Source organism: Streptomyces sp. GL_140, assembly GCF_057834465.1.
Genome location: NZ_CM174404.1, coordinates 5,715,253 through 5,728,091 on the forward strand (window position 1 = coordinate 5,715,253; position 12,839 = coordinate 5,728,091).

Here is a 12,839-nt window from a genome sequence, read left to right on the forward strand (position 1 = left end):
CTGCGGCTGTTCATGTACGCGTTGGGGTGGCCCGGGTGGGTCATGCGCCGGGCTCCAGTACGGCCAGTACCCGGATCATCGGGTCGCCGGAGGTCCGCAGCCGGGCTGCGGCCGTCGCCAGCCGGTCGGCTGCCTCGTCGCGGGCGGTGCGGCCGCCCTCGAAGCCGGGCAATGAGGTCTGCCGCCAGATGCCGACGCGCTCCTCGTACGCGCGAAGCGGGGCGTCCACTTCCTTGTCGGCGACCGCGGCCAGCTTCTTGAGCTCACGCCGGGTCTCGGACACGGCCTGGGGGACCAGCTGCTGGAGCGGGGCCAGGTCCCCGGCCGTGTAGTGGTCGGCCATGCCGGGGCCGATGCCGAAGTCCGCGAGGAGCGCCGGGGTGAGCTCGCGTACCCGGGGCTCGGTGCTGTCGAGCCGGTCGATCGCCAGCCAGGCCACCACGGTCGGGCGGCCTTCCGCGTTGGACCACACGCCCTGGGTGAGGACCACCGGGACGGGGGCGGCCGCGGGGGAGACCTGGAGGACGCGGGCCTGCTGGCGGCCGAGCTGGACCAGCACCTTGTCGGTGATCCACTCGATGACGGGGTGCAGTTCGCCGACGTAGTGCGCGTCGGGCCACAGGGAGTACGAGCCGGAATCCTCGCGGGCGCGCTTGAGGGAGTCGGCGGCGTCCTCGCGGCTGAAGGTCAGCTTCATCCGGTGGGTGATGTTCTGGTCCCGCAGATATCCCGGCGGGAGGACGCCGAGGCGGTCGGCGAGGTCCTCGGGGGTGTCGAAACTGAGGTCCGTGCCGGAACTGGCGGTCTTCAGGCGGAAGGACTCCAGCTCGGCGAGCTCGTCCAGCCCGGTGAGCACGAACTCGTGACGGTTCCGCTCGGCCGACTCGGCGTCGAAGAGGCGGAGTCCGTCGACGGTGGGGATGTCGGAGGAGGAGTGGCCGGCCGCGGGTGCGGGGCCGGGCGCGTGCGGGGCCGACGGGTTCGGCTCGGCCGGGCCGATGTCGTCCAGGTCGAGGTCGAAATCAGCGTCGAAATCGGCGTCGAGGTCGATGTCGAAGCCGGAATCCTCGAAGTCGGTGGGCCCGTCGAAGTCCGGGCCGGTGCCGAACTCGCTCATCGTCTGGCGCTCGATGGGAAGCACGGTGTCCACGTCGCCGTGGCTTCCGTCCTCCTCCGGCTCCAACGCGACGGCCACGAGGTCCCGTACGGCTTCTTCCGGGGTGGCCTGGCGGAGCAGGGCCTCCATCACCCGGCGCTCCTCCTTGCCCCAGTCGTTCTCCTTGGTCGCCGCCTCGACGGCGCCCAGCACCTGGTGGACCTTCGCCTCACGGGCGAGGACCTTCTCCGCGATGGTCCGGTCGTCGAGGGCACCCTCCGTGCCGCTCTTGAGGATCATGGCGCGGAACTCGGGGCTGCGGGTCTGCCCGTACCGGTCGATGCGGCCGTTGCGCTGCTCGACGCGGATCAGGCTCCACGGCAGGTCCCAGTGGACGAGGTGGTGGCACTGCCGGTGCAGGTTGACGCCCTCGGACGCGCCGTCGCCGGTCAGCAGCAGCCGGATGTCGCCGCCGGCCCGCGCGAACTCGTCGACGTAGTCCATCTGCACGGTGTCGGAGACATCGCTGTGCATCACCTTGACGGCAGACTCGGCTGCCTCCCCGCGCCAGCCCAGCAGTGGGGGCAGCACGAGTCCGAGCCAGTCGAGGGTCTCGCGGCGCTCGGAGAAGACCACCGCCCGGGTGGAGCTGCCGGCCTTGACGCCGATGCTGCGCAGATGGTCGACGAGGCCCGCGAGTTTGGTCGTCGATCCGATCCCGTCCGCGGAGGCCCGCTCGATCTCTCGGGCCAGCTCGGTCAGTCGCAGCAGGGAGGCGACCTCGGGTACGGGGGAGAACGCCTGCGCGTCGGAGGGCGACGGATCGGTGACCTTCTTGTGGCCCTCGGGCAGGGCTCGGCCCAGCTTGGCGAGTCGCTCACGGGCGGTGGCGAACAGGGCGCGGTGCGAGGACAGGAAGGACTTGAGCAGCACGTAGGGGAAGAGGTGGTCGGCGCCCTTGGCATCCGGGTTCGTCAGCCAGGAGCGGGCCAGCTCGGCGAAGACCTGTTCCTCCAGTTCGCCCGCCTCGCAGTAGACGGGGCGCGATTCGCCACGCGGCGCCCAGGAGCCCTCCAGGGCCTCGGCGACCTCCTCGCTGACCTTGGTACGGCGCAGCATGAGGTGGTGCAGCTCCTCCGCCTTCGGCTGCGCGGGGTCCTTGACCGCCATCGGGTCGAGCAGCCGGACCAGTCCGGTGAAGGCGCGCATGTCACCGTTGTGCGGTGTGGCACTGGCCAGGATCAGGGCGTCCGTCTGCTTGGCCAGGAGATCCGCGAGGATCCGGCGGTCGCTGCTCCGGCTCATCAGATTGTGCGACTCGTCGATGACGACGGCGTCCCACTCGATGTTCTGCAGCCACGGCCCGTAGCGCTTGGCGTTCTTCAGCGTGTCCATCGATACGATGACGCGCTTGTAGTACGTGAAGGGGTTCCGGCCGACCGGAATCTTGCGCTCGATACGGGAGATGCCCACACTGTCGAGCCGTACCAGCGGCAGCGAAAAACGCGTCCACATCTCGTGCTGGAACTGCTCCAGCACCGGAGCGGGGGTGACGACGAGGATCCGCTCGCCGCGGCCCCGCCGGATCAGCTCACCGAGCAGGATGCCGATCTCCAACGTCTTGCCGAGACCGACGACGTCGCCGATCAGCAGCCGGGGGCGCAGCGGATTCGCGAGTGCCTTCACCGCGGGGCGCAACTGATAGTCCATGCGGTCCAGCAGGAATCCGTCCGTCAGGGCGAGACCGCGCTCGATCTGGGGGAGTGGGGTCTTGCGCAGCACGGCCTCCAGGAAGAGGCGGCTGAGCCGGTACCCCTTCGAGAGGTCGGGTGTGAGGGCAGTGTCTTCGGGCCGTAGGACGCGGGGCATCCCGTCGAGCGAGGTGAGGAAGCGCGCCTGGTGTCCGCGGACGAGATCCGAGGCACCGGTGGCCTCGATCAGGAACTCGCCGGGGCGGACCACGCTGCTGCTGCGGACCAGCCACTCCTCGTCACGGACCTCGATCACGGTCCCCGCCGGGGGCGGACCCGAAAGGAGGTCGGGCGCTGCGTCGGGCATGGCGGGCGGTCCTTTCGACGTGCGACACACACGGCGTACTCGCGTGAGCGTGATTCTGTGCTGTGGGCAAGGGTGTACGCGCGGCTGAACACCCGAGGTGGCCACGGTCAACCCTAGGGGCGGGTCGATCCTGCGGACGGGGGTCGTATGGCCTGATCTTGCCGATCGGGCCTGCCGGAAGCACCGACAGTCAGAGGCGTCCGCTGTGGGCGTATGCCTTGCGCAGGCGCTCAGCGGCCTTGAGCGCGGCGGGCGGCGCCTCGGGGACGGGTGTGGGTTTCGGCGCCGCCGGAGGCTGTGGGGGAGCGAGCCGGTAGCTGGTGACCGTCGGCTGGTTCGGGACGAACGGCGGCGGCGCGGGGCTCGCCTTGGGGTCGGGCTCGGTAGGCACGTACTCCACCGGGACCGCCGGAGGCGGGGAGGGCACGTCGACCGGCTCTTCTGCGTCGCCGAAGAACTGCCGGTAGAAATCCGGGACGTCGCTGGCCGAGTGCTCGTCAGGAGCGCCCTGTTGGTCGACTGCCTGCTGAGCCGCGTTCTGCGCCTGCGGGTCGGCATGGTCGGCCACGGCTTCCTCGGGCAGCTCCGGGATCAGGCCCGAACTCGCGACCAGGGCGCGGAGTTCACCGTCTGCCGCTTCGGGGGTCAGTCCGTTGTGCGCGAGTAGCTGGAGCAGGCTCTCCTCGACCGCGTCGAGCGACGGACGCGCGCTCGGCAGCTGGACCAGAATCTTGGCCAGCAGGGGCATACAGGCCGGAGGCACCCCGTCCCAGCTCGGCTCCGCGGCCGCCGGCCCATGCGGGTAGGGAGGCCGCTGCGCGGCGGCGAAGAAGAGGACCGCCCCGAGGGCGTAGATGTCCGCCGGCTCCTTGACGTGCTTGGTGTCGGTCGCCTGCTCCAGCGACATGTAGGAGGGAGTCCCGATGCCGATGCCTGTTTTGGTGAGGGCTCCGATGCTGTCCCGGTCGGTCAGGACCGCGAGACCGAAGTCGAGCACGACGGGCCCGGTCGGCCCCATGGCGATGTTGCCCGGCTTGAGGTCGCGGTGCAGCAGCTTCACACCGTGGATGGCCCGCAGGGCGTCGACCAGCGCGAGACCGAGCGCCGCGTAAGCGCCGAGACCGAGGGCCCCGACGGTGTGGACGAACTTGTGGAGGGTGGGGCCGTGCACGTAGTCCATGGCCAGCCAGGGCCGTTCGGCTTCGGCGTCAGCACCGAGGAAGGCGGGAACCCGAGCGCTGACGACCGTGCGCATCGTCTCGATCTCCTGCGTGAAGCGGGCCCGGGCCTTCTCCTCGGAGTTCTCCGTGCTGTCCCGCAGCATGGAGGGCCTGATGACCTTGACGGCCGCGAGAACGGGCTCGGTGTCCACTTCGGAACCCGTGAGGTGGTAGCCGGCCTCGTGCTCGGGGCCGAGGTTGTCCAGGGGGAGCCGGCGGCCCAGATATGTACGGCCCATCCCGCCCTGTCCGAGCACGGCGAGCAGCCGGAACGGGCCCAGAGAGGTTGGGTCCGTGTCGTTCAGCTTGTACATCGTGCTTCCATCCCCCACCCGTGGCGAACTTGGGATCACATCGGCGGTACGGACGGGCCCGGAGTGGTCGGATGTACCGGACGGCCGCGTCCGGCCGACAGCGCACACAGCTCGTCGGCAAGTTTACGGCGGCCGTCCGGAAGATCAGCCAGATCGGTCAGATTCGCTCAGGTACGGGCAGGCCCGTGTGCGAGGAACTTGCTGAGAGCTTCATCCGGGACCACGGCGGTTTGGAGATGGCCCTGCTGGATGACCGACCTGGCCGGCCCCGCGATGTCGAGATGCGGAAAGCACTTCGGAACTGGGCTTTTGTGCTGCCTGGTCCCGACAGCAGGGAGCTTCCCCCGGAGATCGGAAACATCCTGCACTGGGGATGGGAGTGCGGATGCTGCCGAGACCGTACGGCGAAAGCGGCGCACTCTGGTCAACGCCCTGCACTACGCCGTAGATCTCGGGGAATTCCGGGAGAACCCGCTCTCAGCGGTTCGCTGGCAGAAGCCCAAGGTGTCGAACGAGGTCGACCCTCGCGTGGTGGTCAATCCGGAGCAAGCCCGATTGCTCCTGCACGCCGTCTCGTACGTGGGCGGGTACAGCCGGGCTCGCTGTCCACGTGGCTCAACGCCGGCGTCGACCCCACCGAGGTTGCCGAGCGGGCGGGCAACAGCGTGGAGGTGCTGCTCAGTCGGTACGCGAAGTGCCTCGACGGTCGGCAGGAGGTGGCCAACCGGAGGATCGAGGATCTGCTCAGCGAGTTCGAGTGATCGCGAGCGACTGGCGATACGCTGCGAGGCCCCTGGACCTGTCCGGGGGCCTTCCGCATTTCTGCTGCTGACCTGCGGCGATGGACCAAGATCCTGTCCATGAACAGTCCACAGGGTCTGACATACGGGTGCACAGGGCCGCAGTTGGCTGTGCATACGCGAAGACCCCACTCTCAGCGTGACCGCTGATGGCGGGGTCTTGGGCACTTCCTGCGAAGTGCCCCCGGCAGGATTCGAACCTGCGCACACGGCTCCGGAGGCCGTTGCTCTATCCCCTGAGCTACGGGGGCGCTGTCGCTGGTGTTGCTGCGACGGGTTGAACACTACCAGCTTCCGGTGAGTGATCAGGAACCCGTTTGCGGGTGGAGAGGGTGTGGGTCGCCCGGAGGGGGTGGAAGTGGCGAAAACCCGGACGCGGGGGCCGGGGTCGACCTACTCTCGAGTTGTGTCAGGCACCTCGGGCCGGGTGCTTGTTGTCGACGACAACAAGGTCATCCGGCAGCTGATCAGGGTCAATCTCGAGCTGGAGGGCTTCGAGGTCGTGACCGCGAACGATGGTGCCGAGTGTCTGGATGTCGTGCACCACGTGATGCCCGATGTGATCACCCTTGACGTGGTCATGCCTCGCCTGGACGGCTTCGGGGCGGCCGCGCAGTTGCGGGCCGACCCCCGGACGCGGCACCTGCCCGTCGCGATCGTGAGCGCTTGTACGCAGCAGGAGGTCGAGGCGGGGATCGCCGCCGGCGTGGACGCCTTCCTCGCCAAGCCCTTCGAGCCCACCGAACTGGTGCGCATCGTGCGGCGGCTCATCGAGCGGCGCGATCGCAGGGAGCGGAAAGGGGCTCCAGCCGGGCGGGGGAGGGGCTGAGGGGCACCCCCGGTCTTCCTGCAGTCGTCCTCCGGTCATTCTTCCGGCGTCCTCCGGCGTCCTTCGGCGTCCTTCGGGCGTTCTCAAGTGGGTGTCGTCCCCTTCTGGTCACCCCGGTCATCGAACCCCTCGCTGTTCGGTGGGCGCGTCCCCTCTGTTCACATGGCGAAACCGTTCGCGTGACGCAGGGGCTTCTCCCCTAGGCTGGTCACGTGACCCCCGCTGACCTCTCCCGTTCCGTCGTGCGCGCCGTGCGCTGCGCCGTCGAGGACGGGGAGCTGCCCGCCGGAGCGGTCGTGCCCGAGCGGGTCGTCGTCGAGCGGACCCGGCCCGGGGGAGTGGGGGACTACGCCTCACCCGTCGCCTTCGGGGTCGCGAAGGGCGCCGGAGTCGCGCCCCGTGGAGTGGCCGAGGTGCTGGCCCCGCGGCTGGCGGCCCTTTCCGGGGTCGAGCGCGTGGAGATCACCGGCGCCGGGTTCCTGAACTTCGTGCTCGCCTCCGGCGCCGGTGCCGGTGCCGGTGCCGTTGACGAGGTCGTACGGGACGTACGTGCCCGGGGCGCGCGGTACGGGTTCGCCCCCGACGGGGAGCTGCGCGAGCGCGTCGTACGTCATGCCGTGCTGCGGATCGTGCACAGTCAGGGCGGGTCGGCGGACGGCGGGCCCGCCAAGGTCGCGCCCGTCGCCAAGCGGGACGGGGACGTGGTCGCCCGCTACGGCCCGGACGCCGCCGCCTGGGCGATGCTCTCCGTGCCCGCGCACGAGACACCCGTGTTTCCCGCGTGGCTGCTGGTGCAGGACGAGACCAGTGAGTTCTTTCGCGTGCGCTACGCCCACGCGCGGGCGCGCGCGCTGACCCGTAATGCCGAGCAGCTGGGGTTCCGCGCCGATCCCGGTGAGGTCGGTGAGGTCGGCGGCGCCCACGCCGTGCTCGGTGCGCTCGTCGACTATCCCCTCGTCCTCGAAGCCGCCGCGCACCACCGGGCGCCCGAGCGGCTCGTGCGGCACCTCGTCGTGCTGGCCGACGCCCTGCTCGACTTCCAGTACCACGTCCTGCCCAAGGGGGACGAGAAACCCTCGGCCGCCCACCGTGCCCGGCTGGCCCTTGCCGAAGCCGCCGGGACGGTGCTGGCCGGCGGCCTGGCCCTGCTCGGTACCGACGCACCCGACCACCTGTGATGCCCGTGATGCGCACGTGATGCGATGTGATGATTCGCTTGCCATCCGGATGATTTGCGAAGAGAGAATTTCGAGATGAGCCGTTCCGCGCACCCCGCCGGCCCCCGCCACGCCGACGTCCTGCCCGAGGGGCACTACTCCCCGCCGCCCGCCGACCTCAACGCGCTGGACGAAAAGGTCTGGGCCCGGACCGTCCGCCGCAACGACGAGGGCGTCGTGACCGTCGGCGGGATCGAAGTCACCAAGCTCGCCGAAGAGTTCGGGACGCCCGCCTACTTCATGGACGAGGAGGACTTCCGGACGCGGTGCCGCGCCTGGGCGCACGCCTTCGGGCCCGGCGCCGACGTCTTCTACGCCGGGAAGGCCTTCCTCTCCAAGGCAGTCGTGAAGTGGCTCAGAGAGGAAGGGCTCAACGTGGACGTGTGCTCCGGCGGGGAGCTCGCCACCGCGCTCGCCGCCGGGATGCCCGCGGGGCAGATCGCCTTCCACGGGAACAACAAGTCGGCCGCGGAGATCACCCGGGCCGTCGAGGCCGGCGTCGGGCGGATCGTGCTCGACTCCTTCCAGGAGATCGCCCGCGTCGCGCACGTCGCCCGTGAGCTCGGCGTGCGCCAGCCCGTGCAGATCCGCGTGACGGTGGGCGTCGAGGCGCACACGCACGAGTTCATCGCCACCGCGCACGAGGACCAGAAGTTCGGCATCGCCGTCGCCGACGGGTCCGCCGCCGAGGCCGTACGGCGCGCGCTGGGCCACGACAGCCTGGAGCTGCTCGGCGTCCACTCCCACATCGGCTCGCAGATCTTCGACATGGCCGGATTCGAGGTCTCCGCGAAGCGCGTGGTGCGGCTGCTGGCCGCCGTGCGCGACGAGCACGGGGTCGAGCTGCCCGAGATCGACCTCGGCGGCGGCCTCGGCATCGCCTACACCTCCGCGGACGACCCGCGCGAGCCCCACGAGATCGCCAAGGCCCTGCACGAGATCGTCGCCCGCGAGTGCGAGAGCGCCGGACTGCGCGCACCGCGCATCTCCGTCGAACCCGGACGGGCCATCGTCGGGCCGACCGCCTTCACCCTCTACGAGGTCGGCACGATCAAGCCGCTGGAGGGGCTGCGTACGTACGTCTCCGTGGACGGCGGCATGTCCGACAACATCCGCACGGCCCTCTACGACGCCGAGTACTCGGTCACCCTGGTCTCCCGCACCTCCGACGCCGAGCCCATGCTCGTCCGTGTCGTCGGCAAGCACTGCGAGAGCGGTGACATCGTGGTGAAGGACGCCTTCCTGCCCGCGGACCTGGCCCCGGGGGACCTCCTGGCGGTGCCCGCGACCGGTGCGTACTGCCGTTCGATGGCCAGCAACTACAACCACGCGCTGCGCCCGCCGGTCGTCGCGGTGCGCGACGGGCAGGCCCGCGTCATCGTCCGGCGCGAGACGGAGGAAGATCTCCTGCGCCTCGACCTCGGATGATCCGCATTCTTCTGGGGGGAGCCCCCCAGGCCCTCAAATAGGTGTCTCACTCAATGGACCGAGGGTGGAAACTGATGTCCATTGAGTGAGACTGGTTCACACCCGGGGTGCAAGCCGTTCCCCAGGTACTGCTGTGAAGATCGAAAGGCGTAGGTCGAATGATGCGTACGCGTCCGCTGAAGGTGGCGCTGCTGGGCTGTGGAGTGGTCGGCTCAGAGGTGGCTCGCATCATGACGACGCACGCCGACGATCTGACGGCCAGGATCGGCGCGCCCGTCGAGATCGCGGGCGTGGCCGTGCGCCGTCCCTCCAAGGTGCGCGAGGGCATCGACCCGGCGCTCATCACCACCGATGCGACCGCCCTGCTCAAACGCGGCGACATCGACGTGGCCATCGAGGTCATCGGCGGGATCGAGCCGGCCCGCACCCTGATCACCACCGCCTTCGAGCACGGCATCTCCGTCGTCTCCGCGAACAAGGCGCTGCTCGCCCAGGACGGCGCCGCGCTGCACGCCGCAGCCGAGGCCAACGGGCTGGACCTGTACTACGAGGCCGCCGTCGCCGGCGCCATCCCGCTGGTCCGCCCGATGCGCGAGTCCCTCGCGGGCGACAAGATCAACCGGGTGATGGGCATCGTCAACGGCACGACGAACTTCATCCTCGACAAGATGGACTCCACCGGCGCGGGCTACCAGGAGGCCCTCGACGAGGCCACCGCCCTGGGGTACGCCGAGGCCGACCCGACCGCCGACGTGGAGGGCTACGACGCCGCCGCCAAGGCCGCGATCCTGGCCGGCATCGCCTTCCACACCCGGGTCCGCCTCGACGACGTCTACCGCGAGGGCATGACCGAGGTCAGCGCCGCCGATTTCGCGTCCGCCAAGCGGATGGGCTGCACGATCAAGCTCCTCGCCATCCTGGAGCGCGCCGCCGACGGCGAGTCCGTCACGGCCCGCGTCCACCCCGCGATGATCCCGCTGACGCACCCGCTCGCCTCCGTCCGCGAGGCGTACAACGCCGTCTTCGTCGAGGCGGAGGCCGCCGGGCGGCTCATGTTCTACGGGCCCGGCGCGGGCGGTTCGCCGACCGCGTCGGCGGTCCTCGGCGACCTGGTCGCCGTCTGCCGCAACAAGCTCACCCAGGCAACGGGGCCGGGCGAGTCCGCGTACACCCAGCTGCCGGTCAGTGCCATGGGCGAGGTCGTCACCCGCTACCACATCAGCCTCGATGTGGCGGACAAGCCGGGCGTCCTCGCCCAGGTGGCGACCACCTTCGCCGAGCACGGGGTGTCGATCGACACCGTCCGCCAGCAGGGCAAGGACGGCGAGGCCTCCCTCGTCGTCGTCACTCACCGTGCCCCCGACGCCGCCCTCTCCGGGACCGTCGAGGCGCTGCGGAAGCTGGACACCGTCCGCGGTGTGGCCAGCATCATGCGTGTTGAAGGGGAGTAAGGACCCATGACCAGCAATCGCACCCATCAGTGGCGCGGCATCATCGAGGAGTACCGGGACCGCCTGCCGGTGACGGATGCGACTCCCGTGGTCACGCTCCGCGAGGGCGGCACTCCCCTCGTCCCCGCGCAGGTGCTCTCCGAGCGCCTCGGCTGCGAGGTACACCTCAAGGTCGAGGGCGCGAACCCCACGGGGTCCTTCAAGGACCGCGGCATGACCATGGCGATCACCAAGGCCAAGGAGGACGGCGCCAAGGCCGTCATCTGCGCCTCCACGGGCAACACCTCGGCCTCCGCCGCCGCCTACGCGGTGCGCGCCGGGATGGTCTCCGCAGTCCTCGTGCCCCGCGGCAAGATCGCGCTGGGCAAGATGGGCCAGGCCCTGATCCACGGCGCCAAGATCCTGCAGGTCGACGGCAACTTCGACGACTGCCTCGACCTCGCCCGCGCGCTGTCCGACAACTACCCGGTGGCGCTGGTCAATTCGGTCAACCCGGTGCGCATCGAGGGCCAGAAGACGGCCGCGTTCGAGATCGTGGACGCGCTCGGCGACGCCCCCGACATCCACGTGCTGCCCGTGGGCAACGCCGGCAACATCACCGCGTACTGGAAGGGCTTCAAGGAGTACAAGGCCGACGGCCTGGCCTCCCGTACGCCCCGCGTGTGGGGTTTCCAGGCCTCCGGGTCCGCGCCCATCGTGCGCGGCGAGGTCGTCAAGGAGCCGCACACCATCGCCACCGCGATCCGGATCGGCAACCCGGCCTCCTGGGACTACGCCCTGGCGGCCCGGGACGAGTCGGGCGGCTTCATCGACGAGGTGACGGACCGCCAGATCCTGTCCGCCTACCGCCTGTTGGCCGCCCAGGAGGGCGTCTTCGTCGAGCCTGCCTCGGCCGCTTCGGTCGCCGGCCTGCTCAAGGCCGCCGAGCTCGGACTGGTCGACCCCGGCCAGAAGATCGTCTGCACGGTCACCGGCAACGGCCTGAAGGACCCCGACTGGGCGGTCGCCGGCGCTCCGCAGCCGATCACCATCCCGGTCGACGCCGAGGCCGCCGCCGTGCGCCTCGGACTCGTCTGAGCCGGTAGCGCGGCCCAGGAGCACGGCAGTACCCGTAGTGGCCGAGTTGCCGGATTCCGGAAGTCTTTCGAAGGCTGAGGAATCCGGCAACTCGGGCCGTACGGCACGGATAACCCCGCAAGAAGCCCGGCCGCGCCCACGCGTGTCCGCGACACGCGTCGTGCGCCTGCCGTGCGCCCTATGTCGGAGAAGAACCTTCCTTCGATAGGCTGTACTTACATCCGCCGCCGCGCATATGTCCGCGGTGCTGCCCACAGGGCCTTCGGGTGTCGTACGTTCTCCAGTACATTCACAGCGAGCCAGCGAATATCTCGTCTCGCACAGTCACAAGGAGTGTCATCGGACGATGGCCGGTCCAGCGTTCCGCGCCGCCGCCGTACGGGTGCGCGTCCCCGCCAGCAGTGCCAATCTCGGCCCGGGCTTCGACGCCCTGGGCCTGGCCCTGGGGCTCTACGACGATGTCGTCGTCCGCGTGGCCGATTCCGGCCTCAACATCGACATCGCGGGCGAGGGTGCCGACACCCTTCCGCGGGACGAGAGCCACCTCCTCGTACGTTCCATGCGTACCGCCTTCGACCTGCTGGGCGGCCAGCCGCGCGGCCTCGAGGTGGTCTGCGCCAACCGGATCCCGCACGGCCGCGGCCTGGGGTCCTCCTCCGCCGCAATCTGTGCGGGCATCGTCGCCGCCCGCGCCGTGACCATAGGCGGAGAGGCCAAGCTCGACGACGCGGCGCTGCTGGAGCTCGCCACCGAGATCGAGGGCCACCCCGACAACGTCGCCGCCTGTCTGCTCGGCGGTTTCACCCTCGCGTGGATGGACGGCGGCAGCGCCAAGGCGATCCGCATGGAGCCCGCCGATTCCATCGTTCCGGTGGTCTTCGTACCTTCCAAGCCGGTCCTGACGGAGACCGCGCGCGGCCTGCTGCCGCGCACCGTCCCGCACGTGGACGCGGCCGTCAACGCGGGCCGTGCGGCCCTGCTCGTGGAGGCCCTGACCAGGCGTCCCGAGTTCCTGCTGCCGGCCACCGAGGACCGACTCCACCAGGATTACCGGTCCCCGGCGATGCCCGAGAGCGTGGCGCTCGTGGCCCGGCTGCGGGCGGACGGCATTCCCGCGGTCATCTCCGGCGCGGGCCCCACGGTCCTGGCGCTGGTCGACAACGGCGCGGCCGACAAGGTCGCGCAGCTCGCGGGCGAGGGGTGGGCCGCGAACCGGCTCGCCCTCGACGCCGCGGGCGCGAGCGTACTTCCGCTGGGAACTCAGGGCGGCTGAGAGTTGCCGCGGGCGGTGGGCGAGGGAAGCCCACCGCCGGCTCCCGGGTGCAGGCGGCCCGGGCAGGCCGCCCGCG

At 70.3% G+C, this 12,839-nt stretch carries 8 protein-coding genes, 1 tRNA gene and 1 pseudogene; 7 read left to right on the plus strand and 3 right to left on the minus strand.

Annotation, left to right across the window (positions count from 1 at the left end):
- Window positions 1–40: 40 nt before the first annotated feature.
- Both AC3IYJ_RS26555 and AC3IYJ_RS26560 read right to left on the minus strand, forming a co-directional pair.
- Complete coding sequence (locus AC3IYJ_RS26555; RefSeq protein WP_489397246.1) at window positions 41–3,154, minus strand: SNF2-related protein; 3,114 nt, start codon at window positions 3,152–3,154, stop codon at window positions 41–43.
- Between the two features lie 190 nt (window positions 3,155–3,344).
- On the minus strand, window positions 3,345–4,688 hold the full coding sequence (locus AC3IYJ_RS26560; protein ID WP_489397247.1) for a serine/threonine-protein kinase: 1,344 nt from the start codon (window positions 4,686–4,688) through the stop codon (window positions 3,345–3,347).
- Window positions 4,689–4,924: 236 nt separating this feature from the next.
- Between AC3IYJ_RS26560 and AC3IYJ_RS26565 the strand changes: the two are divergent.
- Window positions 4,925–5,449, plus strand: a pseudogene (locus AC3IYJ_RS26565) (tyrosine-type recombinase/integrase); the annotation flags it as partial.
- A gap of 218 nt (window positions 5,450–5,667) precedes the next feature.
- Here the strand turns inward: AC3IYJ_RS26565 and AC3IYJ_RS26570 are convergent.
- A tRNA-Arg gene (locus AC3IYJ_RS26570) sits at window positions 5,668–5,739 on the minus strand.
- 83 nt (window positions 5,740–5,822) lie between these two features.
- Here AC3IYJ_RS26570 and AC3IYJ_RS26575 point away from each other — a divergent pair.
- From AC3IYJ_RS26575 to thrB, 6 genes are all read left to right on the plus strand, one after another.
- Window positions 5,823–6,317 (plus strand): response regulator, encoded by a 495-nt coding sequence (locus tag AC3IYJ_RS26575; RefSeq protein WP_489397248.1) that lies wholly within the window; start codon window positions 5,823–5,825, stop codon window positions 6,315–6,317.
- Between the two features lie 212 nt (window positions 6,318–6,529).
- Window positions 6,530–7,495 (plus strand): ArgS-related anticodon-binding protein NrtL, encoded by a 966-nt coding sequence (nrtL, locus tag AC3IYJ_RS26580; RefSeq protein WP_489397249.1) that lies wholly within the window; start codon window positions 6,530–6,532, stop codon window positions 7,493–7,495.
- A gap of 75 nt (window positions 7,496–7,570) precedes the next feature.
- The gene (gene lysA / locus AC3IYJ_RS26585) at window positions 7,571–8,962 is read left to right on the plus strand and encodes a diaminopimelate decarboxylase (protein WP_489397250.1); all 1,392 of its coding nucleotides are present in this window, start codon (window positions 7,571–7,573) and stop codon (window positions 8,960–8,962) included.
- Window positions 8,963–9,123: 161 nt separating this feature from the next.
- On the plus strand, window positions 9,124–10,413 hold the full coding sequence (locus tag AC3IYJ_RS26590) for a homoserine dehydrogenase (RefSeq protein ID WP_489402938.1): 1,290 nt from the start codon (window positions 9,124–9,126) through the stop codon (window positions 10,411–10,413).
- A 6-nt stretch (window positions 10,414–10,419) separates the two neighbouring features.
- Entirely contained in the window at window positions 10,420–11,490 is a 1,071-nt protein-coding gene (gene thrC / locus AC3IYJ_RS26595) for a threonine synthase (protein WP_489397251.1), read from the plus strand.
- A 346-nt stretch (window positions 11,491–11,836) separates the two neighbouring features.
- Window positions 11,837–12,763, plus strand: a complete 927-nt coding sequence (thrB, locus tag AC3IYJ_RS26600) for a homoserine kinase (RefSeq protein ID WP_489397252.1) — start codon at window positions 11,837–11,839, stop codon at window positions 12,761–12,763.
- Window positions 12,764–12,839 lie beyond the last annotated feature (76 nt).

Excerpts from the sequence above, each read along its gene's own strand:
- AC3IYJ_RS26555 (WP_489397246.1), bottom strand. The coding sequence starts at position 3,154 with ATGCCCGACGCAGCGCCCGACCTCCTTTCGGGTCCGCCCCCGGCGGGG.
- AC3IYJ_RS26560 (WP_489397247.1), bottom strand. The coding sequence starts at position 4,688 with ATGTACAAGCTGAACGACACGGACCCAACCTCTCTGGGCCCGTTCCGG.
- lysA (WP_489397250.1), top strand. The coding sequence starts at position 7,571 with ATGAGCCGTTCCGCGCACCCCGCCGGCCCCCGCCACGCCGACGTCCTG.
- AC3IYJ_RS26590 (WP_489402938.1), top strand. The coding sequence starts at position 9,124 with ATGCGTACGCGTCCGCTGAAGGTGGCGCTGCTGGGCTGTGGAGTGGTC.
- thrC (WP_489397251.1), top strand. The coding sequence starts at position 10,420 with ATGACCAGCAATCGCACCCATCAGTGGCGCGGCATCATCGAGGAGTAC.
- thrB (WP_489397252.1), top strand. The coding sequence starts at position 11,837 with ATGGCCGGTCCAGCGTTCCGCGCCGCCGCCGTACGGGTGCGCGTCCCC.